The sequence below is a fragment of the Neobacillus vireti genome (genome assembly GCF_036962345.1).
GTDB lineage: Bacteria > Bacillota > Bacilli > Bacillales > Cytobacillaceae > Neobacillus > Neobacillus vireti_A.
Map to the genome: position 1 here is coordinate 129,534 of NZ_JBALNB010000009.1, position 23,716 is coordinate 153,249.

Here is a 23,716-nt window from a genome sequence, read left to right on the forward strand (position 1 = left end):
CGTAACCTCCTAAGATTTAATCCCTGGCTGCCAGGAAAGGACACGCTTTTGAATCAACTTTATGAATGCATCCATTGATACTCCAATCAGTCCTATCATCGCCATTCCAATAACCATGACATCTGGCTGTGAAAGTTCTCTACCTTGAGTGATTCTAAATCCCAATCCCGATTCAGAAGCAATTAATTCAGCCGCTACAACCGCCATCCATGCAGTACCAAGCCCTAATCGTAGACCAACAAATATGGAAGGCAATGCAGCTGGTAAAATCACCTGAAATAACACTTTCCTCTTACTTACTCCCATCAGTTTAGATACCTCTAAATATCCTTTTGGCACCCCTTCTATTCCTTGAATACTGTTTAAAAGAATAGGGAAAAATGCGCCCTTAAAAATAATAATTACTTTAGAAGCCTCACCAATTCCAAACCAAAGGATAATGATTGGAATCCAAGCTAATGGCGGGATTACCCTTATGGCATTAAATACACCTGCAAAAAATTGGTCGATACGAGTGAACAACCCCATAATAATTCCAAATATTAAACCGGTGACCACTGCCAATGAAAAACCTTGCAGCATTCTACTAACACTGGTCCAAGTGTCAGCTAAAAGAGTACCATCTCCCAAAAATTGAATGAATGTATCGATCACCACTAATGGTGATGGAATTAAATAGGCCGCAATAAATTCTTTTTCAGTTAAATAGATCCATACTAAAACAATCAATATCGGTAGAACAATGGGTAAACTATATCTTACGAATGTCTTGTTCACATTAACACCTCTGATCTATAGGCTATCGATAGCTATTATTCTCGTAAAATCCAATTCTCTAATTCAAAGTCTTTTTTGATTAATTTTTGTGCTACCAAAAACTTCTTCGTTCCTTCTAATAACTTGATGCCCTCTTCAGGAAAACTCTCTTCCCTAATGTTATCTAAAGGAATACTTTCCTTCACTACATCTAAATCCTGCTGCGATACATCCGCAACATATTGGTAATATTCTTCACCGTGTTCCTTTAAGTCTTTTACTGCATTTGACCTTATAGCATCCCAGACGGATAAGAATTCTGGATTCCCATCCAAGTATTTTTCAGTCGCCACAATGACAGAAGTCCCTGTTAATTCTGGAGTTGTTTTGCTTGCCTGTAATACGAGCGGAAATCCAAGTTTTACATGTTTTGGACCCATGTAGGTGGGGAATGCATAGGCTTGTATGTCACCATGTTCTAGTGAAGCTAACGCCTCTGGCGGGAATAAGGATACAAATTTGACCTCATCCAGTAACCCCTCTTCTTTTAGTAACCCTTGAATATAGCGAAACATATAAGAACCATTTGCTGTAGCTACTGTTTTCCCTTTTAAATCTTCCAATTTAGAGATTCCGTTTTTCTTATTGGTTACAAGCCAAATATCCTGATAAATACTTGCTAAACCAATTAATCTCGTTTTTTGGCCGGCACCCCTAGCTAATAACGCTGGAGTATCACCAAAAATCCCTAAATCTATTTCTCCAGATGCCATGGCTTCATTTAGGTTTGGCCCATTTGGAAAAGCATAATATTCAATTTCGGTAATACCGATTTTTTTCAGCTCCTCTTGTAAAAATCCCTTTTCAATCGCCCAGCCTTCTGCACCTGATACTGCTGGTTTTCCTTCACTCGTCGAACCTGTGGCGTTTATATAACCTAACCGAAGCGTTTTTCCACCATTTTCTTTGTTCGACTCAGTGCTATTTTCTTTTTTAGCTTCCGCGTTAGTAGCAGCACCATTTGAGTTGCAAGCTGTTAACAGCAGGGTAAATAGCAGTACTACAAAAACCAAGTATTTTATCTTTATCATCTTCTTCAATTCTGTCCACACTCCAATTATTTTAGATAAAATTTATATGCTAAGTCTTGTTTAGCCGTGGATTTTTGCCCCTTCTCCCAGCCAATATTAGAACGATAACTTCCTATTAAATCTGTTTCCTTCAATTCTTGCTCCGTTATACCAATAATATCATCAGCGTTTGGTGCTACATAAAGAGCCTTAACTGGACAATAAAGTTCACACATATAGCAGGTTTGACAATCATCCTGCCGGGCAATTACCGGTGCTGCTCCTTCTCTTCTTTCAAAAACGTTCGTCGGACATACTTTTACACATAAATTACATTCCACACACTGGTCTTCTAGTAAAACTTCAATCAAGTTTTTTCCTCCTTACGTGTTTTGCAGTTTGGTAGTTGGGTTCACTTTTATCTCATCTAATCCACTCGTAATTAATCGATAATGTTGATTTTCATCCAGGACAGGGTAGTCTAATCTTTTGTGCATCCCGCGTGTTTCTTTTCGTTCCAGTGCCGTTGTGTACATCCATCTGGATGTCGCTAACATTGCGGCTGATTCTCGTACCTTTAAAAGATTCCCCTGATTTTCCTGGAGACTATTCTTTGACTCATTCCATAAAGTGTTAAGTCTTAATAATGCAGGTGTTAAAATTTCTTCAGTTCTGAACAGGTTTTTGTCAAAAGGAGTAACTTCTGCTTGCACCCTCTTGGTCACTTCTGACGCATCGAGAAGATCTTTACCAATAGAGTGTTCGTTAATCCCGATAACCTGTTTTCTTGTTAGGACTCTATCACGTTTATCTCGGTTGAAACTAGAGGCATACTTTGCAGCTGCTTCCCCTGACCAGTAACCAGAAGATATCGCCCAAGCTGCGTTATAACTTCCTCCTCCCGTAAATCCGCCGCATATCATTTCCCTGGTTGCTGCGTCACCTGCTGCAAATAGACCTGGCACTGATGTGGCACATGTCTCATCGACAATACGAATCCCTCCCGTTCCACGTACCGTCCCTTCAAGCCGTAACGTCACTTCGAATCGATCCTCAAAGGGATTAATTCCCATTCGATCAAATTGAACAAAGAAGTTCGGCTGCGCAATTCTCATCCATTTTTGTAAGTCGTAATAATCCTTTGCCTTCACTAATTGAGCAAATACTTTTTGACCTCCCTGCAATTTTTTTGCTATTACTGAACGACCTCTTTGGGAGCCTGCACCTTCGATAATCGATCCGTCCTCATAGGTGAAAACTGCCCAATTATAAAAAGCTGTTTTTGTAATCGAAGAGAATTTTGGCGTAATCGCATACGCATTGGAAAACTCCATTCCGGAAAAATCTGCTCCAGCTTCAGAAGCTAGTAAGTAGCCATCTCCTGTTAATACATTGCACCCTAATGCCTTGCTTAGGAATGCGCAACCCCCAGAGGCAATCACAATGGAACTTGCCTGGACAGACCATGTTTGGGTAGTTTGTTCGTTGATACCAGCTGCACCCGCAACACCGTGACTATCGTACAAAAGCTCAAGCGCAGGACTATGGTCAAGGATTGTAATCTTTGCTTTATTCAATTTCCTCCGCATTAATCTCATGTATTCAGGTCCTTGCAGACTTCTTTTATGAGCTACCCCATTTTCATCTATTGGAAAAGGATAACCCCAAGCTTCTAATTGATTCATATTTTCATAGGTTGTATCAAGCACTCGTTTCATCCATTTTCGCTCTGATAAGTACCCGCCTAAAGCTTCACGACTTTTCATGGCCTCTTCTCTTTTTTCTTTGTCAGGCTGTATGTACCAAACACCACTGCCTGAAGGAGCAGTCGCTCCACTTGTTCCACAATAACCTTTATCTACTAAGATTACCGAAGCACCATTTTGTGTTGCAGTTATGGCAGACCAAGAACCAGCGGGTCCCCCGCCAATAACAAGAACATCTGCTTTAAGACTTAGATCATACAATTGATTTGCTAATTTATAAGATTGAGTTAACTCAATCGCCATTTCCATCATCTCCTTAAGATATTGTGTTTTTCTTCTATTTCGTTAATCTTTCTATAAAACCACCTCCTTGAATGAAACAAAAAAGAGACCTCCATAATAAGGAAGTCTCCAGTCGTCTGGTCAACTTAAGTTATTAATTTTTTTAACCCAATGGATGGATTCTATTTCACTATGTGGATGTTGATCCTCTACAAAATTTCTAAATTCATTTTCTAGATCTGTTAGTGATAGCTCCAAAAGATGCTGCTCCTCTTTTTTATAAACACCGAATGCAATTAGTTTGTTAATCAATTCCAATCGTCGTTTTTCTACAGCTTGTCGAAGAATTTTTCCCATTTTCAACTCTCCTTTATCATTAGCGCTAAAAAAGGAATAAAAAAAGCTCCTCTATTTTGCTTATTATGCAAAATTTAGAGGAGCCATTGGTTGACCAATAGGCTTACTATTAATATATTCCTTCTCTTACATTACCTACTTGTTTACTGGGAATTAAAACTATAGTCTAAAATATACTTTGTAACCTAATTCTTGTCAATGACTTTTTTAATTTTTTTGATTTTATTATAAAACCAACTTGACACATCGGAATTATAGGTATATCTTAAAGGTAATAATTCGCCGATTTGACAGCAAAAGGCACCTCACTTTAGACAGGAGGTGTTTTTTTAAATACTTACTTCTATTAATTCATAAAGAAAGGAGTTTTATTAATGATTGAACAATATTCGGTATTACCAGGAGCTGGATCTTTTTTCTTTAAAGGAAATGAAATTGGAATTTTAATTTCACACGGTTTTGTGGGTACCCCACAGAGTGTCAAATATTTAGGAGAATACCTTGCAGCTGAAGGATTCACAGTTTACGGAGTTAGATTAAAAGGACATGGTACCCATTTTGAGGATATGGAAAACTGCAGCTACCAAGATTGGATTCAAAGTTTAGAAGATGGTTATTCATTTCTTCAACAACATTGCAGTGAAATCTTCGTTATCGGTCAATCAATGGGTGGAACCTTGACGTTAAATTTAGCCAACAAGTACAGAGATATCAAAGGTATTATGTTAATTAACGCGGCAATAAATTCCATCCCTCCTATGGAAAGGTTTAAAAATAAACGTTTCCCCCGTTTTGTTCATGAAGGAGCGCCAGATATAAAAGCTAAGAATGTTCATGAAATCACTTATACGAAAGCACCTGTCAGGTCCATAAATCAGTTATTTTTATTGATTAGTGAAACGAGGGATAAACTTCCAGGTATTTCTTGCCCCGTTTTGGCATTTCGATCAGAAGAAGATCACGTCGTCCCACCTGAGAACACGAATTTTATTTTGTCTGCCGTTCAATCTGAAATAAAAGAAGTTGTTCCATTATACAATTCGTATCATGTTGCCTCAATGGACTATGACAAAGAGTTTATAGGTGAACAATGCAGCTTATTCATTAACAAACTAACAAGTAATGTATTTACACCCAGAAGAATAAAAGAACCTCGCCATTAAAAATAGGCGAGGTTCTTTTATTCTTAATTAATTAAGTTTGGTGGATTTCCATCTTTTAGCCCTGTCACTAAGTTTGTTGCTGCTGTCATTGCCATTTTAAATCGAGTCTCATATGTAGCTGATCCAATATGAGGCAGCGTAACAACATTCTTCATGGAAAGCAGCGGGTTATCCTTTTTCACTGGCTCTTGTACAAAAACATCTAGTCCAGCACCATATATTTGTCCGTCTTGAAGCGCCAGAATCAAAGCTTCCTCATCAACTGTTTTCCCTCTCGAAGCATTAATAAAGATTGCTGACTCTTTCATCAGCTCAAATTCTCTTTTTCCAATCAAATTTACGGTTTCAGGAGTTAAGGGTGTCATTAAACATACAAAATCAGAGTTCTTTAATAATTCCTCAATCGAGCAGTAGGTTGCCCCAAACCTTTGTTCCGCATCCTGATTACGTGAACGGTTATGATATAAAATCTCCATATCAAATCCAAAATGTGCCCGTTTAGCCACAGCAGAGCCGATACCACCCATGCCAATAATCCCTAGCACCTTATGATGGACATCGATTCCAAACCATTTTTCTTCAAGGCCAGAATTCCACTGTCCGGTTTTCACCCATTGATCTAATTCTGGCATTCTTCTAGCAGTGGAAAGAATTAATCCCATAATCGTATCCGCTACCGTATCATTTAGAACATCTGGCGTATTGGTCGCCATAATCCCTCTCTCTGCTAACGCAGCTAAATCAAGATTATCGTAACCAACAGCTATATTGCAGACTATTTTCAACTGAGGGGCAAGATCTAATAATTCATGATCTACTTTCAGACCAGAACCTATTAATCCTTCCGTATCTTTCAGTTCTTCAATAAATTCTGGATAGATATTAGAATCAAGTTTTTCAAAATAAACAACTTTGCATGTGTCTTCAATTAATTCTAAAACTTTTTTATCCACTTTCTTATACACAATTACTTTAGGTTTCATTATCCCTGCTCCATTTCGTAAACTATCATAATAAAATTATAAATGAATAAACTTTTTATTTAAACAACTACTGAAGGATATTCACGAATGTTTCATCAAATAAAATTTATAATTTCGTTCGTACGCTCCAAAGTTCTGGAAAGAAGTGCTGATCGAGTACCCTTTTTAAATAGGTTACACCAGATGACCCCCCTGTTCCTTGCTTATGACCAATAATTCTTTCTACTGTACTCATATGATTAAATCGCCATAATTGTTGTTGGTGGCCAATGTCAACTAACTTTTCAGCCAGCTCATATAAGTCCCAGTATTGGTCAACATTTCGGTATACGGTCAGCCATGCTTCTTCAACACTTTCATTAGGTTCATACTCTTTTGACAAATCGCGTTTTAAGACATCTTCATCAACTGGGATGCCGCGAGCAGCCAAAGCATGGATGGCGGCATCATAAATACTCGGCTTATGAAGAGACTCATGCATATTTTTATATAGTTCAGTTTGATGCTGATAGACTGTTAGAGTATGTGCACGTTTGTGACCTAAGGCAAATTCAATCAAACGGTTTTGAAAAGACTGAAATCCGGAAGATTGACCAAGTTTATTCCTAAATTCCAAATACTCAGAAGGAGTTAAGGTGGAAAGAACACTCCATGATTGAATCAATTGCTGTTGTATTCTTGAAACACGCGATAGAACTTTAAAGGAAGGCTCCAAATTATTTTGGAGAATATACTGAATCGCCTCTGTTATTTCATGAATAATTAATTTCATCCATAATTCACTGGTTTGATGGATAATGATAAATAACATTTCATCATGGTGATCAGAAAGCCGGTGTTGACTAGATAAAATTTTATCAAGATGAAGGTAATCTCCGTAGGACATTGCTTTTTGGAAATCGGTTTGAATGTTTTTTTCTAAATCTAGTTTCCTGTTTTCTTCGGGTGATTTCATGATTAGCGCCCCCCATGGTTTAATCCATTCTCCCTCTACGCTACAACATCACGTACATTTTCAAACTTCTCGTATTGCTTTTCCACCATGATTTGCTTTAGAACCTCAACTGCATCCCATACCTCAGAATAAGAGGTATATAGTGCCACCGGCGCAAGACGTATAATATTAGGTGCTCGGAAGTCAGGAATAATTCCATTTGCTTTTAAGGCCTTACAAATACGCGCGGCTTCCTTATGTTCAAGGCTTATATGCCCTCCACGACGTTCATCTTCATAAGGGCTGCCAATACTAAATCCCATATTGGATAATTCTTGGTCCATCAAATCCATCAAGAACCGATTTATTTTTACAGACTTTTCCCTTATTTTTTCAATCCCTGCCTCTGTAAAAATCTCTAAAGCGCCAAGTAAAGGGGCTAAACTCAGCACATGCGGTGTTCCAATTTGATAAGCACCTGCTGATTCTTCAGGTGTAAAGGAATACTCCATATCAAATTGCTTCTCTTTTTTAGAACCAAACCAACCCGTTAAACCAGGAGCAGTTCCAAAGTGTTTTTTATTTATATATAATCCGCCTACACTTCCTGGTCCACCATTTAAATACTTGTAATTACACCAATAAGCAAAATCAACTCCCCATTCACTAAAGGAATGCGGTATGGCACCGATAGAGTGACATCCGTCGAAACCGATTAGGATACCTCTTTTATTCGCCTCCGCTGTTAATCGTTTCATGTCCAAGATTTGACCACTGCGATAAAGTACCGTTGGCAGAATGATGAGTGCAGTTTCATCCGTCATACCTTCGATGATATCCTCTTCCTTTAAGAATCGCCCATCTCGGCTTTTTACCATGATAAGATGTGTATCTGGGTCAAAACCATGTAATCGCAGCTGACTTTGCAGCGCGTAAATATCAGATGGAAAGGTTAATTCATCAGCGAGAATTTTTGACCTCTTTCCTTCAGGCTTATAAAATGTAGCAACAAGCTGATGTAAATTGACCGTAGTTGACCCAGTAACCATCACTTCGTCAGCTTCTGCTCCGACAAGTGGTGCAATCATCTCTCCTAATCTTTCTGACAAAAAAAACCATGGGTGCTTCCCTTTTGTCCAGCCATCAATTCCATGTTCTTTCCAATCATGTAATGATTCTAAGAGGGTGCGTTCTGCTCTTTTTGAAAGAAGTCCCAAAGAATTCCCATCTAAATAAATGGTATTTGGTTTTATGTAGAATTCTTCTCGAAATCTGTATAAGTGGTCTTCTTTATCTAATTTTTTGGCATATTCCGCTGTCAAAAGCATACCTATCCCTCTCTCCATCATTTATCGTCTTTCTAATTCTATTGTACTCGGAGCGAAATTAGAAATAGCCGCTCTATATAGGAAAGCGGCTTTTATTAGTTGATACAATTAACCTATTCAAGAACAAGAACATATTGAATTTGATTTGGTGAAATTGCTGTACTAGCTTGGATACGATATCCGATACTTAGTAGTTGCGATAATGTTTCAGCACAGTTTTCGCGGGGAGGCTCAATTGGTGCGTGGTAGCTTTTATACAAATGAATAAGTTGATTATTCGTTGTACAATGAAGCAGGACCACGTGTCTCCCCGTCCACGCCTGCCCGATCATTGGTTGTACTTGTCTCATCCTTTTCATGACAGACACCCTTATAGTTTTAATACCATAGTCTATGCCTCACTCATCTGTAGGTTCAATATCTGTTATTCATTTTTTGGGTTTAGAAAAGACGAAAAAACGAGAAACTCATATTATCCGTTTCTCGTTTAACCAACCTATAGAATTGTCCTTTTAACAGGTGATGTACCTCTAAACTTGCCTAGCAGGTATCCAAATATCAACCCAATAACTGCAGGTGTCAGCCAGCCGATTCCTTCGATATAGAATGGAAGAATTTCAAATCCCCTACCCCATATGTTATTCAAAAATGTTTTATTAATGGTGTCCAATAAACTAAATATAGCTACAAAGCCTATTACAGTGATATAAATATATGGATTTTTTTTAATCATATCATCAAAGAGCCCTAAGAAGATAAGAACGATGGCGATCGGGTAGATCATACCTAGGATGGGTACAGATATTTGAAGGATTTGCGTTAATCCTAAATTTGCTATGGCAGTACTTAAAACAGCTAAAATGATTACCCACATTTTGTATTTCACTTTTGGGACTGCAGTAGAAAAAAATTGGCTGCATGATGTAATTAAGCCAATGGAAACACAGAAACATGCTAGTGTAAAGACGATTCCTAAAATGAGGTTTCCGCTTTTTCCAAACAGGATCGTCATGATGGTAGACAAAATAATGGCACCATTCTCTGCTTGTCCTAATGAAGAGCTCGCAGCTCCTAAATATCCTAAAATTAGATAGATCACTGCTAATAACACTCCAGCACCCACACCTGCATACATCATATAGCGTGATTTCTCTTTTGAATTATTAACACCTTGCGCCGTCAACGTGTTAGCAATGACAATTCCAAATGCCAGGGCTGCTAAAGCATCCATGGTTAAATACCCTTCTAAAATCCCTTGGAATAAAGGATTGTCTTGATAATTTCCTGTCGGTGATTCAAATGAACCGATAGGATCTAATAAGCTCTTTACAAAAATAATGGCAATGAGAGCTAATAGGATGGGGGTCAATAACTTCCCGAAAAGACTAATCAGTTTTGACGGATACATACTCAACCATGCGGCTAAGCCAAAAAAGACGATAGTATAGATCAATAAAGAGAGCGGACTTTCAACCAAATTCTCTGGCAGGAAAGGGGCGGCACCCATTTCAAATGCAAGGCTCCCTGCACGAGGAATCGCTAGACCTGGACCAATTGCGATGTAAATTAAAAATGGAAAAACGAGTGCAAAACCAGGGTGAACTCTAAGATTTAACGCATTTAGACTACCTGCCTTAGCTACGGCAATGACGCCTAATATCGGCAATCCGACGGCAGATACGATAAAGCCTGCAAGTGCAGTCCATAAATGGTCACCTGCAGATTGACCTAGGTATGGGGGAAAAATTAGATTACCTGCTCCAAAAAACATTGAAAATAACATAAAACTGATAAAAACAACTTGTTTTGCAGAAAAATTCATGATGATGTCTCCTTATGATGTGAAAATATTCATTGATTCAAATTTACTCTTTCTGAATTCTTTTAGTGTTCCTCAAATTGAAGTGATTCCATCCCAAATAGTTATTACTATAACATAATCTTGGGAAAGCAAAGATAGATTATAAAAATAAAAGCATATAATGGTTCCATTTTGCAAAATATAGATTTGTTAGAAGTAAACTGAAAGGAGTTTAACTATGCAAAATAATCAACCACCAATCCCCAACCCGCCAAGGGCTATAACGACTAAGGATGCGCTTTACTTAAAGGATGCCTTATCATGGGAGCTTTTAGCATTTAAAAAATTTCACTTTATGGCTAATCAGATCCAAAACCCTCAATTGAAGGATGCCCTAAATAAAGCAGGTCAAATGCACCAAAATCATTATCAACGCTTAATTACTCATCTGCAGATTGATAACAACGCTGCATTATCTAATCTTCCTAAAACCCAGCAGATGCAGCAGCAGCAGTAACAATTTTTAAGGAACGGAGGAATAGTAATGTCAAATCAACAGAGTCAAAACAGCAACCAAATTGCGAACCCTCAGACAGGAGAATTACCTAAAGTAAAAACTCCCGATATGAACGATCGCGATTTTGTTAATGACGCACTTAGCACATGTAAATATTTAACAGACAGCCTCAATATTGCCGTTAGAGAAGCAAGTCACGAGCAGCTTCATTCTGACTTTTTGCAAATTTTGAATGAAACACATCAAAGCTGCCGGGAACTTTATAACCTCATGTTCCAGCATGGATGGTACAAACTTGAAGCCGAAGAACAACAAAAATTAGACCAAGCCTATCAACAATTTAATAACTATTCATCGCAATTTCCATATTAACATCATCCTTTGGGGGTCATTCGATTTGAAAAAGGTCGAAAGAGTAAAAGTAACAAGGCTTATGAAATCGAATAAAACAAATAGACTTACAGAAAGCCATAATAAAACTGAAAATGACACGATTAAAGACTATGATAGGGCATGGGAAGATGACCGACTCTAATAAATAAATTTAGGGTAAAATTTCGGTAAAATATAAAAACTCTCAAGGATTAGCCCTTGAGAGTTTTCATTTATCCAACTTCGAGTGAGGAACACTCTGGGATATTTTTTGAAACATGATTTGATATCCATAACGAACTGAGGTCCTAACAATGGTTAAACCAATCATGGTGGCTAATAATGGCCATAACAAACCTGTATTTCCACCAAACATGACATCATCGACGATTTTCCTGCAAGATAAGGATTTACCATATTTAGAGCGGATACTGCTAGTGCCAACAGCAAACCCATATATAACCTAATTTTATGATTCCGTATATAACTCCATGCCCATCGTAAGCTCTGCATAAACTTTGCCTCCTACCAAACATAAATCAATCATATTTTTTAACCCTGATAGTTATGAATAGTAGACAAGTTATTTCTTGGTACTAATCTAAGGTAAACGATTGCTTTAATTCAGTGGAAACTGGGCTGTTATGATTTATACAAATTTTCCAATATAAAAAAGAGCAAGCTCTTAAAAGCTTACTCATTAACAGAATGTAAAATTATTTACTAATTTTTACCTCTTGGTTTTCAATAACGACTCTTTCATTCTCCGCCAAGTTTGTAAAGATGACTGGCGTAATAATGGAAGGTACTTTTTCTTTAATAAAATCAAAATCAGCTTCGAGCAGCTTTTGACCTTTTTGGACACGTTGGCCGTCACTTACAAATGAAGTAAATCCTTCCCCATTAAGAGATACTGTTTCAAGACCAACATGAATTAAAATTTCTCTCCCTCCCGTAGATTTTACGCTAACCGCATGTTTGGTCGGAAATACACTGATTACCTCACCATCTACGGGAGATATAACCCTGCCATTTGTTGGTTTTACAGCAAAACCATCACCAATCATTTTTTGAGAAAATACTGGATCGGGAACCTCTTCTAGTGGGACGATTTCCCCTTCTAATGGCTGTAAAATCGTAGGATCGTCTTCTGCCTTTTTACCTTTAAATAAGTTTTTAAACATGTACTATACCGCCTTTTTGAATCGTATTAAATAACTATTCATAAATAAGTTATTTCCTTTTATTATTTTCCCCTAATTTTATTCCTTTATCAAAACATACGCTTAAAACAGATTTTTTAAAATTTTCCTTATTTTTCAATCCCTCCAAAAAAATAATCCCCACAAGGTGATTGTTGGGAATGTTTACGAAGCAATCTTACTGAAACTGCTATATAGGTTCTTTAATGTGTACAATCTAGCCGTAACGATAAATAATTCATTGTAGTTGTTTTTTACATATTCATCAATGATGGTAATTCCTTTCTGAAATTCGTCCACTAAGTAAAGCGTGTATTTTTCATTCCAATCAAACTGATTAATCCTGATTAGTTCATCTGCAATAATTTGAAACTTATATTCTTCAATCAGAAATTTAATTTGTAATAATTTATTATTGTCAATCTTAAAGTTATTTTTTGTTCTTTGATACTGAACAAATTTTATAAAATCATTGATATTTTCTGCCAAAATAATCGCTTTTTGCATTTCGGGCTGCATGTCATCCTCTCCTCAGTCTCTAAGCTCAATTTTATCTCTATAGAAAGTTTATGTTTTGGGATAAAAGGATGACACTTTGATATTGTTTACAAATCACTCGTTAACCCTCGATCTTTTTCTTGCTTTAAACTCTTCATATTTTGATGGCCTGCGATGTGAATGCAAGGCATTAATCGATGCTCTAACACTTGAGCAATAACCACAATTTGTACATTTTCCGTCTTCGAACAATCTTAATTGCCTACACTCTGGGCATTTTACTATTTCCATCGACATCCCCTCCACATCTTCATTACGGCTAATAGTCCTATTTTATGAAGGGGCGAGAGAATATATATTTATCGTTACCGAATAATCAAAAAAATGTCCAAAAAAATATTTCTCTTAAGGATTCCAACATAAATATCCATACTGCAAAGAAGCATCATCTTCTAGCAGGACAAGCATAAAATAGATTATCTGTATTTTTTATTCTGAAAGGATACTTAATCATGACTTTTATTAAATCAAGATTAACAGCATCCATGTTTGCAATGATGTCGATTAGTTTTTGGGGCGTTTCATTTGTATCTACAAAAGCTGTTCTAGGAAAGTTAGACCCCTATTCGTTACTCGTCATTCGTTTTGGAATAGGTGCCATATTTTTACTTTTGCTATTACTGCTGCAAAGACATCGGTTATTTGTTTCTATTAAATATATTCCGCATTTAGTAGTTCTCGGAATAGTTGGAGTATTTGTTCATCAATTGCTTCAAGCAACAGCATTATTGACGATTGATGCCTCTTCTGCTGGATGGCTCATTTCGATTTCCCCCATTTTCACAGTGATCCTTTCAATTCTTTTTTTGCATGAAAAGATAAGTTTTTCAAAGGGAATTGGAATGGTACTGGCAATACTCGGTGTATTGCTGGTCACAACAGCAAGAAATGGACAATCCTTTCAGATCACATTAAATTTAGGCTTCCTTCTAATGATTTTGAGTACATTAAATTGGGCTGTATATTCTGTGTTATTAAAAAGCCTAAAGATTCCATATCCGCCCATTGTCATCACCTTTTACATGAGCTTATGCGGCTTGATACTCACGACCCCTTTTCTTTTCCGTAACAGAGGCTGGGAAGCACTCTCCCTCCTAACGAAATCAGAGTGGGCCCATTTGTTGTTTCTTGGTGTCTTTGTTTCGGGCGTAGCCTATTGGTATTGGGCAAAAGCACTTGAAGTTTTGGAAGCTGTAAAAGTTTCGATGTTTCTATATTTGGAGCCAATCGCAACGTTAATTGCCGCAGTTTTACTTTTACAAGAAAAAATTTTCCTTCTAAGTGTTGCAGGTGGAATCATAATTATAATTGGGGTGATTATTGTTAATGGTCAGCTCGTGCCTATGTTGTTACGTTTCTTCAAGAAAAAACGACTATAGGAGGGTAGTATAATGACTTTGATAAGCAGGATAAAGGATGTTTTAGATCCATTAAAGAACCCATCTAAAGCAGAATTAAAAAAAGCGCTTTTACAACTAAATATAACAGTTAATGATCTAGCCGACTTGCCAGAACCATCTGCAGGAAAACCGTACAATCGAAAGCTTCTATATAAAAATGATGAGGTTGAGCTGCTCGTAATGAATTGGTCACAGTTAGAATGTGCCCCTCATGATCATGGCAATTCCCACGGCTGGATACATGTACTTTCGGGAATTTCCCTTAACTCCGTTTATGAAGTAAAAGGAACAGGGTTACCAACAGAGTTGTTTCATGAGTACCATCTTCAAGGGAATTCTTTTTTTGCACCGAAAAAGGCCATTCATAAAATGGAGGCTTCTAACCATTCAGCTTTGGTCACTCTCCACCTTTATTCCCCGCCTATAACAGGAATGATTGTCTATGACTTAGATAAATGTGCTGCATGTGTAGTATCGGATGATTGCGGGGCATGGTGGCCTGATGAACAATACCAAAAGGTAAAAGAAATAAAAATAAAAAAGAATTAAATTTCAAATACTGTCAGACAGACGAAAGGCAACTGCCATGGAAAATGGTAGTTGCCTTCTTCAAATTTTAAATATAATTCTATTTTACAACAATGGAAATTTTCAGAACTGCCTCCGTTTCTTGAAAAGCTTCTTCCTCATCCGGCCCTTCAACAAACACTTTAATTTGATCTCCCTCACCTGCTCCTAGAGTCATCAGGCTAGTAATAGATTTTAAATTAACTTGTTTTCCCTTATATTCTACTATTACTTCAGACTTAAATTTGCTAACTGTACTTACTAGGATTGCTGCAGGTCGTGCATGGATTCCATCCTTGTCAATAATTGTGAAGGTTTTCTCAATCATAATTACTCTCTCCCCCTATTGATTCTATTTTTCTGTTAAGTGTATAAATCTTATTTTATAATAATTTTCTGATTTATCCTATAAAAACTTTTTCCAATATACTGTAAATAGTAAACCCTTCGTAAATAATCCATTTACGAAGGGTTCAACGTATTTACCAGCCTGTTATTACGGGATAAATTTCTTTGCAATTTTGTTATGGGTAACTTCAATTTTTCCTGGCAGGACAAAAAGATATTCAATAATGTTTTCTAGTAAATCCATTAATAAAGAAGTTGTCTCATAATCCATTTCGGATTCTAGTTCAAGCATTTTATGCAATGATCCGTCGGTAGCAAGAAGCTGTCCAAGGGATTGTATCGGCTTGGTCAAATCCACATGATTAGGCAGGATTTCAAGTTGCTGTGCCAAGGGCTGCCCTTTACTTTTTTCTTTAAGAAAATGTTTTAAAATACTTTCTATTACGCGTTTAGACATGACAGCTGTTGCTGAATTTTCTCTTGATTGATGTACATTTAGTGCAGATCGATAAGCTCTGACTAGATCCTTTGGTATATTAGGAAGACATTCTATTTGATTGATTGGATGCTTTGAAGCTTGGATATCATAAATATATGTATCTGCATGTTCACCCTGTTCATCTAGAACATCCTTGGTCATAATGACAAAAACCGCTGATTTTTTACAAGTAGGACAACTGGACTCAGTTACCAGCCCATTCTTGCTGTTTTGGAAATTCGTATTTACCATAAATTCAGTTGTTTGTCGACATTGTGGGCATTCACTTTGAATACTCTTTGGTATTTTTATATTCCCATATCTAATGTAAGAATTGACGGAACCAGGATTTATTCTTCTCATTTTCTTGCCTCCCGATTATTCCATTTACTAAATATTCATAATATAATTACGATAAGCACTTATAAAAATTAAAACGATTGTTATCTTGCTTCTAGATTAGTTATCCCCTAAAAAGGTAAATAACATGATAGAATTTGGTAATGAAATCGGTGAAAGGAGTAATAATTTGGTTCTACAATTAAAGAATATTTCATTAAAAAGAGGAGAAAAGTGGATTTTAAAGGATCTTAATTGGAAGGTTGAAAAAGGACAGAACTGGGTTTTATTCGGGCTAAATGGCGCTGGGAAAACGTCTCTCTTAAATTTACTTAATGCCTTTTATTTCCCCACAAAGGGAGAAATCAGTGTACTAGGAATGGAATTTGGAAAAACATACCTTGCTGAACGACTTCGGAAGCAAATTGGTTTTGTTTCATCGTCTTTACAGGAAAAATTCCATCGGGATGATAATGCTTTCGAGGTTGTGTTGAGTGGAGCATTTGCTTCTATCGGTCTTTATGAAACACCTTCTGAAACAATAAAGGAAAAGGCAGTTAGCTTACTCGAAAGGCTTGGATGCCTCGATTATGCCAACCGAGAGTATGAAACACTTTCGCAAGGAGAGAAACAACGGGTACAGATTGCTCGTGCTTTAATGGCTGACCCTCCATTGCTTATCCTCGACGAACCTACATATGGATTAGATTTTATCGCACGGGAGAAATTATTAGACTCCATTGAAGAAATCGCAAAAGATCCGAATGCACCTACCATGATTTATGTCACCCACCATGTAGAAGAGATTTTACCTGTATTCAAGAAAACATTATTACTTAAAGACGGACAAGTCTTTGCTTCCGGAGATACAAATGATTTAATTTCAAGTGAGCAGCTCTCCCACTTTTTTGAACTTCCTGTACGTGTAATATGGACCAATAATCGGCCATTGCTATCCAAAGTCCAGATGGTCAAAAATTAATATAAAAAAGCAGCGTATCAACCTTAATTTTAATTAAGTTACACGCTGCTTTTTTATATTTTGTATTTTCAGAAAAAGGATTGACAAAGAGTTAATGAACCTTTTATACTTTATTTGTTAACCAACACATAAAATAAGTTAACTTAAAATTAACTGGGGGGATACCAATGCTTCAATCACACAATCAACTAAAAATGTGGATTACCAGTGCTTTATTTGCTGCCATTATCGGTATTTTAGCACAAGTTACAATCCCATTGCCACTAGTACCGATTACAGGACAAACACTTGCAGTTGGTTTAGCTGCTACCATTTTAGGCTCACGATATGGCACTCTTTCTGTTATTTTTTACGGCTTAATTGGCGCTATCGGAATACCTGTATTCAGTGGAATGTCAGGCGGACTCGGGGTTATCATCGGTCCTACTGGAGGATTTATCATTGGATTCATCCCGGCGGCATTTTTAACAGGGCTTTATTTAGAAAAAACTAGCTTTACTGTTATCAATGCTATGATTGCAAATACAATCGGTATGCTTGTTACTCTTTCATTTGGTACTGTTTGGCTAAAACTTGCAATTGATACGACTTGGGCGGGGGCTTTTGCAGCAGGATTTTTCCCTTTTATAATTGTAGGGTTAATTAAAGCATTTTTAGCTTCATGGATTGGTATAACTGTCTACAAAAGACTGGTTTCAGCAAAGTTGTTATCGTCTCCTCAGCATGTTTCTAATTAAACCAAAAAGGTAGAAACCACATTTTTTAGGGTTTCTACCTTTTTTATTTTGTTTATTAATAACTTATTCAATAATCCGGACAACTTTACCAGCAAAGTTGTTTGCCCAATAACCGCTGGACATATTAGCAACAGCAACACCGGTAGAACTTTGTGAGCCGATGAACTTGCCCCCGCCTAAATAAATTCCAACATGGCCATCCGTTTTATAAGTATTAAAGAATACTAAATCACCGGGGCGCATTTCACTTGTTGAAACTTTACGGCCATCATTTTTTAATGAATCTGTGCTTGCTCCAACACTAATTCCCGCTTGAGCAAAAGCCCAATGAACAAATCCAGAGCAATCAAATCTTCCATTCGCTACATCATAAGCCGTTCTTCCGCCACCAAAGACATAAACAGAGTTTCCGATATATCTATTGCCGACTGTAGTAACGATACTAACTGCTCCTCTTCCTTGAACTGGTGCAGCAGGAATGTAACTTGATGTTGTAGTTGAACTTTTTGTGCTAGTAGGACTGGTTGTACTAGCAGGACTTTTTGTACTAGTAGAACTTCCTGTAGTGGTAGCTACTAGGGGTACTAGATTAGCAGCCAATTGTGCTTCTTGCGATGCAAGGCTACTATCTTGTTGTTGTAGATCGGCTTTAGAAGCAAGCCCTGCTGCTTCTTTCTGCTTAAGCTCTTCTCTTAATAACTCGTTTTGCTGGTGCTGCTCAGTAATCTGAGCACGCATTCCATCTAGCTCCGTTTTCATATTGGTTAATTCAACTAGTTTTGTTTGTATAGAAGCTTGCTTCTCTTCGACAACTTTCTTATCAGCCTCAAACTTGTCCATGAGATCCTTATCAGCATTCATAAAGGTAACAACAGCTCCAACACGATCAACAAAATCACTAAAACTTGTTGAACCAAGTACGACTTCTAGATACTTAACTTCTCCCCCAGTTACTTGGTAGGACCGTGCTCGTTCTTTTAATATCTCATTTCTCTTTGCTATTGCTTCTTTTAAACTAGCAACCTCTTCCTCGAGCTTTTGAATCTCAAGATTAGCTGCAGCGATATCAGACTCAGTTTTAACAATCATGTTTTGATTATCTATTATTGCTTGTTCAGCACGTTTTAATTGTTCATTCAACTTTAAAAGTTCATCCTGAACCAAACGGATTGCTTCATTCGTCTCATTTATATTTGCTTGAATACTAGAACGCTGTGATTGTATGTTAGAAATTGTATCTGCCTTTACGTTTGGAGGTGCAAAAACACTTCCCAGTCCAAGCGTCATTGTAATATTGAGGACTACAAACTTCTTTTTCATTATTGGTTCCTGCTTTCATTTTCGTTCTATGTATCAAAATACATCTATTATTAATCTACTTTTCATAATGAAAGTCGTCATAAGCTTTGAAAACATTTTCATTGTATAATTTGAAGTATAACAGCGAATTTTGTCATTTAGGTAATAAAAATATTACAATTATATTTCAATCACAACAAAATACGACATTTTCACTAATTTTTCACATTTATACTACGTTTTTCGGAATAAAACATTAACTCTAGAAATATTTAAATATGTGCATGGGTATCTTATTGGATGATAGAAAAGCCCCGGAGGTGTCGCCTTTGTCAAAGTTTGAACCTACACTATGGCCAGAAGAACCAATCCCAAAGTGTGTAGAAGACTGCCGAGAATGTGGTCTTTATAAACACGGAACAAGAATGATTTGGGGAGAGGGAAACCCAGAAGCACCGATTATGATTATCCTTGATAACCCAGGTGCCCGCGAAGATTGTGATGGCAACCTGTTTGTTTGTGGAACAAGGCAAACCTTACAGCAAGCAGCTAATGAGGTAGGATTATCAGTTAATGACTTATATATCACCTACATATTAAAAAGAAGGCCCACCCGTGCCTACGAAAAGGAAACGGTTAGAAACATTTGTATGAACCATCTAGAGGACCAGCTTCAAGTTAAGAAACCGAATGTAGTATTTTGCCTTGGAAACGTTGCGATACAATCGTTCTTTCAAAATCCCGATGTAGATGTAAAGTCTTTACGTGGGACCGTCCAAGAGGTGAGAGGTTTTCGAACTTTAGTTGCCTATCATCCATTAGCGGTAAGGCGCCGCCCAAACTTATGGCTACTCTTTATTAATGACTGGACGGAACTTGCCGAACTTTATCGCAGCTATCATCACTTAAGTTAAAATCAATAGGTTTGGGAGATGATCTAATAATGGAGGGCAATTAATGATTGTTTATCATGGTTCTGTAAGAAAATTTGATCAGTTTAATAAAGAAAATGTTGTTCAAAACCTAAGTAACGAAATCAGTACTATTGGATTTTGGTTTACTTCTGATATTGAGTCTGCCAAGCCTTTTGCAATTGGGAGCGAAACGGTTATCGAGAAATCTGAAAATGAGTACTGGGAGGATGGAGAACCAAAGGTAGTGCAATTGGAAAGGCTAGTTCGTGGCTATATCTATAAAGTATATATTGATGAGCCAAATCTTAAGATTTACGAATTTAATTCAGAGGATTCATATGATTTGTTTATGGCAGAACGCGACAAATTTTGTGATTATTTGGGAGCAAAAAAAAGAAACCTTACCTGGAAGGATAATGCTCTTCTATTAAATAAAGAAGAAGCCAATACAGCATTTCGAAGAAGTCTTATTAATCAGGGTTACGAAGGTTTAATGCTACGAAACACTAAACTTCATGGCAGCATTACAGACTTGTATTGCATGTTTTCGGAAGAATCTCTCCAAATTGCAGATGTCTTTTCTTTAGATGTTTTGGACAATAAATCACTAAATGAGCACACCTAATTTGATAAATGATTAATCCATAAGCTTACGGGTAATAATCATCCTTGTTACATGCATCTCCTAAAAAAAACCGACCTTTTCTTATACCAAGGTCGGTTTATCAATAGCCCTTAGATCCAGTGACAGCAAAGCTTCCTCCTCAACGCCAGCTAGATACAAAAAACCGTTATACTCAGCTACACCTGTAACCCCGTGATAGTTAGATAGAGTGTCCTGCAAATCCAAAAGAACATTCCCATTTTCGTCAAACAACATTGCCCAAGTAGTTCTGACACCGGCAGGCTGCCAACGGTCAGGGATTCTCCAAATAAGTTGGCGAATGAAAGTTGGTGCTTTACCAAGTGAGTCTAGCAACTTATTACGTGGAGTAACCATCGCAACCCAAAACTTCCCATCTTGTAAACGAGAGACATTGTCGGGGAAACCAGGTAAGTTACCAGCAATTATCTCTCTCTTTCCTGCATGTGGTCCGCGAATCCAATAACGGTTAAGTCGGTAACCATCCGTTTCGGCAAAGAGGATGGCTGATTGATCACCTGATATAGTAACTCCATTAGCAAAATGCAGCTGGTCAAGGATTACCTCTACACGGCCATCAGGGTCACGTCTAAACAGGCGTCCGGAAGGCCTGTGCTCGTACAGAGCACCCATATACTGCTCAAAATCGTATCTGTTAGTGGATTCGGTAAACCAAATCGTTCCATCACTAGCAGCTGATGCATTTGAGCAAAAACGCAGCGGTAGATGATCAACGTATTGAACCAAAGTCTCAAGTTTACCAGTTTCTATATCTAGACGGAGCAGACCCTTATGAGCGTCGCAGATAAGTAAACGCCCGTCTGGCAGTACTTCAAGACCAAGAGGACGGCCACCCGTATTCCCTACCGTTTCCTCTGAACCGTGCTCGGGATCTATCCTTAGTATACGTCCCCCTTTGACACCACATAATAGGCGGCCTTCGGCATCCACAACCACATCCTCTGGTCCATACCCGCTAATCGGGATTAACCGAGAAGGCGGGAACGGTGTGGTTCCTTTCTTAAGAGAGGCACGCGCGGGTGCAGGTGGGAGTTCACGTTTAACCGGTTCTAAACGAGGCTTCTGCTCTGGTTTTACTTGAGGGAGAGAAGGTCTTCCATCTATTGTAAAAATATATGTCTGGTAAACTGAATGAGCAAGTATCGCCTCACAATGCAGGCTCTGTGCATTCCATGTCGCAGCCAGACCAGGTGATATGATAGACTGTTGTAACTTATTCCTGTCGCAAGCACCTAGAACGAGCAAGGCGTGATAGTTACCTATCGATTTAGTTTCTTCCCTTTCCGGCAGTAATACCTGGTATCGAACTTCAGATAATAATTGTGTCTTTACTAGCGCCGGGACCAAAATATTTTTGATAAAATTTTCGAAGTCACTTATCGCGATATCTGCTTTTCGCCGAATCAGCACGACTGTACGAAAGCCCACCTTATTACTGCTATTAGAATACTGCAGCCAATGGTTGTCTTTATCACTAGCTATGCAATGATAAGTCTCCTTAAAGACATGTGACTCATACGCCTTCATCTGTTTTAGTTTAAAAGGGTAAGCACCTTTCAATAAAAACTCCTCTATCCCATCGATTCTGTAATAGGATTCGTCAATTGTTGTGTTCACACCTTGTAATGTTGGCCATAATCCTTTACTATTCAAATCAAAATGGTGCTGTCGATACTCCTGAATCCCCTTAAGCCGGGCCATCACCTGTGCATGGGAGCCAAGTAAATACTTAAGACCTTGTTCACGCGGATGATTGTCCCGTAACCAAAAGACCATTGAAGAAGCGGATAAACGTTGCACTACTAATCCTTCCCCCTTTCTAGCCCGGTTGATTTTTAATTTCTTTAACTAATTTCATCTTATGCTTCAAATAACCCCAACATTTTATCCTACAACATTTAACAGAAAAAACACCATTATCAAGCTGATTTTTTCGATGAAGGACAAATCTTGATTAATTTTCATAGGTTTTGTCCTTCATAACGCTTAAGAAAGATAAATGTCTAAATTCTTCAAATAATCATGGACTATAGATTAAAAAAGTAATTTCGAGAGATAAACGACAACCGCAACAGTCACACTGCTTAAGATAGTAGTCAGCAGGACAGCTTGTGAAGCATATTCTGGATAATTATTATACTCGAGAGCCAGTAGTGCACTATTTCTTGAAGTAGGAAACGAGCTTGCAATGAATAGTGCCTGTGCCGTTATGCCTGTTAATCCAAGAATATTTATAACCAACAACCCTATAAGAGGAGAAATTATCAGCCTCCCGATTAAAATCCAAACAATTGGTCTAGAAATTCTTGTAATCTTTAAAAATGCTACTTGTGCTCCGAGTGTTACTAGGGCAACTGCCAGAAATGCATTTGAGGAATTTTTAATTGGCCTCCAAATAAATTCAGGAATTTCAATATGGAAGTATTTTAACAATATGGAAAATAATAAAGCATAAATAACCGGAAGGCGCATAATTTTTCGTAAGATATCTCTACCGCTACTCTGGGCAGAGACACTGTTGAAAAAACCATATGTGAACGTAAGGAGATTTTGAAAAATTACCACTATAATCTGGATCGACATACCTGCAGGATTAGCAGCAAAAACTAGTTCACTTACAGGGAGACCATAATTACCAGAATTGCTCAAAACCATGCTATTTTTAAAAGTAGCTGACAATTTACGGTCAAACCTGTTTGCTCTTGCAATTAACATGCTAGTTAGGATAAGGACAATATTAAAAAGCAGTAAAAATAGTAACGTTTGGCTAATTAACCCACTTGACATCTTGCTCTCATATATATTTACAAAGCAAACAGCAGGCAATAAGAAATACACCGTCAATGTTGACAGTGTAGATAAATCAAGTCTAATGAAATGCTGAAGTAAAGCACCTGCCCCTATTAACACCAATATCGGAAAAATAATATCAAGCAATATATGATACAAAATACTCATT

28 protein-coding genes and 1 pseudogene are annotated in these 23,716 nt (G+C 37.5%); 11 read left to right on the plus strand and 18 right to left on the minus strand.

Features of this window, described 5'->3' with window-relative positions; genetic code table 11:
* Window positions 1–9: 9 nt before the first annotated feature.
* From V7108_RS11350 to V7108_RS11370, 5 genes are all read right to left on the minus strand, one after another.
* Entirely contained in the window at window positions 10–777 is a 768-nt protein-coding gene (locus tag V7108_RS11350; RefSeq protein ID WP_335568290.1) for an ABC transporter permease, read from the minus strand.
* Window positions 778–812: 35 nt separating this feature from the next.
* Window positions 813–1,847, minus strand: a complete 1,035-nt coding sequence (locus V7108_RS11355; RefSeq protein WP_335568387.1) for an ABC transporter substrate-binding protein — start codon at window positions 1,845–1,847, stop codon at window positions 813–815.
* Between the two features lie 26 nt (window positions 1,848–1,873).
* Complete coding sequence (locus tag V7108_RS11360) at window positions 1,874–2,197, minus strand: 4Fe-4S binding protein (RefSeq protein WP_335568291.1); 324 nt, start codon at window positions 2,195–2,197, stop codon at window positions 1,874–1,876.
* A 12-nt stretch (window positions 2,198–2,209) separates the two neighbouring features.
* On the minus strand, window positions 2,210–3,835 hold the full coding sequence (locus V7108_RS11365) for an FAD-binding protein (protein ID WP_335568292.1): 1,626 nt from the start codon (window positions 3,833–3,835) through the stop codon (window positions 2,210–2,212).
* 120 nt (window positions 3,836–3,955) lie between these two features.
* Complete coding sequence (locus V7108_RS11370) at window positions 3,956–4,171, minus strand: Fur-regulated basic protein FbpA (protein WP_335520411.1); 216 nt, start codon at window positions 4,169–4,171, stop codon at window positions 3,956–3,958.
* A 374-nt stretch (window positions 4,172–4,545) separates the two neighbouring features.
* Here V7108_RS11370 and V7108_RS11375 point away from each other — a divergent pair, with 374 nt between their 5' ends.
* On the plus strand, window positions 4,546–5,334 hold the full coding sequence (locus tag V7108_RS11375; protein ID WP_335568293.1) for an alpha/beta hydrolase: 789 nt from the start codon (window positions 4,546–4,548) through the stop codon (window positions 5,332–5,334).
* Window positions 5,335–5,357: 23 nt separating this feature from the next.
* Here V7108_RS11375 and V7108_RS11380 read toward each other — a convergent pair whose 3' ends face one another.
* From V7108_RS11380 to brnQ, 5 genes are all read right to left on the minus strand, one after another.
* Window positions 5,358–6,317, minus strand: coding sequence for a 2-hydroxyacid dehydrogenase (locus V7108_RS11380; RefSeq protein WP_335568294.1), 960 nt, complete (start codon window positions 6,315–6,317; stop codon window positions 5,358–5,360).
* Window positions 6,318–6,423: 106 nt separating this feature from the next.
* Window positions 6,424–7,272 carry a tryptophan 2,3-dioxygenase gene (gene kynA / locus V7108_RS11385; RefSeq protein WP_335568295.1) on the minus strand — a complete coding sequence of 283 codons (849 nt, stop codon included), beginning with the start codon at window positions 7,270–7,272 and terminating at the stop codon, window positions 6,424–6,426.
* A gap of 35 nt (window positions 7,273–7,307) precedes the next feature.
* Complete coding sequence (gene kynU, locus V7108_RS11390; RefSeq protein ID WP_335568296.1) at window positions 7,308–8,579, minus strand: kynureninase; 1,272 nt, start codon at window positions 8,577–8,579, stop codon at window positions 7,308–7,310.
* A gap of 113 nt (window positions 8,580–8,692) precedes the next feature.
* Complete coding sequence (locus V7108_RS11395) at window positions 8,693–8,938, minus strand: hypothetical protein (RefSeq protein WP_335568297.1); 246 nt, start codon at window positions 8,936–8,938, stop codon at window positions 8,693–8,695.
* A gap of 137 nt (window positions 8,939–9,075) precedes the next feature.
* Window positions 9,076–10,401 carry a branched-chain amino acid transport system II carrier protein gene (brnQ, locus tag V7108_RS11400; RefSeq protein WP_335568298.1) on the minus strand — a complete coding sequence of 442 codons (1,326 nt, stop codon included), beginning with the start codon at window positions 10,399–10,401 and terminating at the stop codon, window positions 9,076–9,078.
* 217 nt (window positions 10,402–10,618) lie between these two features.
* On the opposite strand from brnQ, the gene V7108_RS11405 reads away from it, so the two are divergent.
* The 4 genes from V7108_RS11405 to V7108_RS11420 all read left to right on the plus strand — a co-directional run bounded on the left by V7108_RS11405 (window position 10,619) and on the right by V7108_RS11420 (window position 11,736).
* Complete coding sequence (locus V7108_RS11405; protein WP_335568299.1) at window positions 10,619–10,897, plus strand: ferritin-like domain-containing protein; 279 nt, start codon at window positions 10,619–10,621, stop codon at window positions 10,895–10,897.
* A 27-nt stretch (window positions 10,898–10,924) separates the two neighbouring features.
* On the plus strand, window positions 10,925–11,269 hold the full coding sequence (locus V7108_RS11410; RefSeq protein WP_335518710.1) for a spore coat protein: 345 nt from the start codon (window positions 10,925–10,927) through the stop codon (window positions 11,267–11,269).
* Window positions 11,270–11,294: 25 nt separating this feature from the next.
* Window positions 11,295–11,432 (plus strand): hypothetical protein, encoded by a 138-nt coding sequence (locus V7108_RS11415; RefSeq protein ID WP_335518713.1) that lies wholly within the window; start codon window positions 11,295–11,297, stop codon window positions 11,430–11,432.
* 151 nt (window positions 11,433–11,583) lie between these two features.
* Window positions 11,584–11,736, plus strand: coding sequence for a hypothetical protein (locus V7108_RS11420; protein WP_335568300.1), 153 nt, complete (start codon window positions 11,584–11,586; stop codon window positions 11,734–11,736).
* A gap of 249 nt (window positions 11,737–11,985) precedes the next feature.
* Here the strand turns inward: V7108_RS11420 and V7108_RS11425 are convergent, their stop codons facing one another.
* The 3 genes from V7108_RS11425 to V7108_RS11435 form a co-directional block, all read right to left on the minus strand.
* A complete protein-coding gene (locus V7108_RS11425) occupies window positions 11,986–12,453 on the minus strand; it encodes a PTS sugar transporter subunit IIA (protein ID WP_335568301.1) in 468 nt (155 codons plus the stop codon).
* 183 nt (window positions 12,454–12,636) lie between these two features.
* A complete protein-coding gene (locus V7108_RS11430) occupies window positions 12,637–12,990 on the minus strand; it encodes a hypothetical protein (RefSeq protein WP_335568302.1) in 354 nt (117 codons plus the stop codon).
* A 93-nt stretch (window positions 12,991–13,083) separates the two neighbouring features.
* Window positions 13,084–13,260, minus strand: a complete 177-nt coding sequence (locus V7108_RS11435) for a hypothetical protein (RefSeq protein ID WP_335568303.1) — start codon at window positions 13,258–13,260, stop codon at window positions 13,084–13,086.
* A gap of 221 nt (window positions 13,261–13,481) precedes the next feature.
* Between V7108_RS11435 and V7108_RS11440 the strand changes: the two genes are divergently transcribed.
* A complete protein-coding gene (locus V7108_RS11440; RefSeq protein ID WP_335568304.1) occupies window positions 13,482–14,408 on the plus strand; it encodes a DMT family transporter in 927 nt (308 codons plus the stop codon).
* Between the two features lie 12 nt (window positions 14,409–14,420).
* Window positions 14,421–14,978, plus strand: coding sequence for a cysteine dioxygenase (locus V7108_RS11445; protein WP_335568305.1), 558 nt, complete (start codon window positions 14,421–14,423; stop codon window positions 14,976–14,978).
* A gap of 79 nt (window positions 14,979–15,057) precedes the next feature.
* Here the strand turns inward: V7108_RS11445 and V7108_RS11450 are convergent, their stop codons facing one another.
* Window positions 15,058–15,324: an HPr family phosphocarrier protein gene (locus V7108_RS11450; protein WP_335568306.1), complete on the minus strand. Its 267-nt coding sequence runs from the start codon at window positions 15,322–15,324 to the stop codon at window positions 15,058–15,060.
* A 168-nt stretch (window positions 15,325–15,492) separates the two neighbouring features.
* Window positions 15,493–16,185, minus strand: coding sequence for a hypothetical protein (locus V7108_RS11455; RefSeq protein WP_335516636.1), 693 nt, complete (start codon window positions 16,183–16,185; stop codon window positions 15,493–15,495).
* A 166-nt stretch (window positions 16,186–16,351) separates the two neighbouring features.
* On the opposite strand from V7108_RS11455, the gene V7108_RS11460 reads away from it, so the two are divergent.
* Together V7108_RS11460 and V7108_RS11465 are read left to right on the plus strand one after the other, a co-directional pair.
* Window positions 16,352–17,143, plus strand: a complete 792-nt coding sequence (locus V7108_RS11460; RefSeq protein ID WP_335568388.1) for an ABC transporter ATP-binding protein — start codon at window positions 16,352–16,354, stop codon at window positions 17,141–17,143.
* Between the two features lie 167 nt (window positions 17,144–17,310).
* The gene (locus V7108_RS11465; RefSeq protein ID WP_335568307.1) at window positions 17,311–17,880 is read left to right on the plus strand and encodes a biotin transporter BioY; all 570 of its coding nucleotides are present in this window, start codon (window positions 17,311–17,313) and stop codon (window positions 17,878–17,880) included.
* A 63-nt stretch (window positions 17,881–17,943) separates the two neighbouring features.
* On the opposite strand, the gene V7108_RS11470 is transcribed toward V7108_RS11465, so the two are convergent.
* Window positions 17,944–19,200: a coiled-coil domain-containing protein gene (locus V7108_RS11470; RefSeq protein WP_335568308.1), complete on the minus strand. Its 1,257-nt coding sequence runs from the start codon at window positions 19,198–19,200 to the stop codon at window positions 17,944–17,946.
* Between the two features lie 308 nt (window positions 19,201–19,508).
* Here V7108_RS11470 and V7108_RS11475 point away from each other — a divergent pair, with 308 nt between their 5' ends.
* Both V7108_RS11475 and V7108_RS11480 read left to right on the plus strand, forming a co-directional pair.
* Window positions 19,509–20,093: a uracil-DNA glycosylase gene (locus V7108_RS11475; RefSeq protein ID WP_335568309.1), complete on the plus strand. Its 585-nt coding sequence runs from the start codon at window positions 19,509–19,511 to the stop codon at window positions 20,091–20,093.
* Between the two features lie 40 nt (window positions 20,094–20,133).
* Window positions 20,134–20,718: pseudogene (locus tag V7108_RS11480) on the plus strand (hypothetical protein); the annotation flags it as partial.
* Between the two features lie 81 nt (window positions 20,719–20,799).
* Here V7108_RS11480 and V7108_RS11485 read toward each other — a convergent pair.
* Together V7108_RS11485 and V7108_RS11490 are read right to left on the minus strand one after the other, a co-directional pair.
* Window positions 20,800–22,557 carry an SMP-30/gluconolactonase/LRE family protein gene (locus tag V7108_RS11485; RefSeq protein WP_335568310.1) on the minus strand — a complete coding sequence of 586 codons (1,758 nt, stop codon included), beginning with the start codon at window positions 22,555–22,557 and terminating at the stop codon, window positions 20,800–20,802.
* A gap of 234 nt (window positions 22,558–22,791) precedes the next feature.
* A complete protein-coding gene (locus tag V7108_RS11490) occupies window positions 22,792–23,715 on the minus strand; it encodes an AEC family transporter (protein ID WP_335568311.1) in 924 nt (307 codons plus the stop codon).
* Between the last annotated feature and the right edge of the window lies 1 nt (window position 23,716).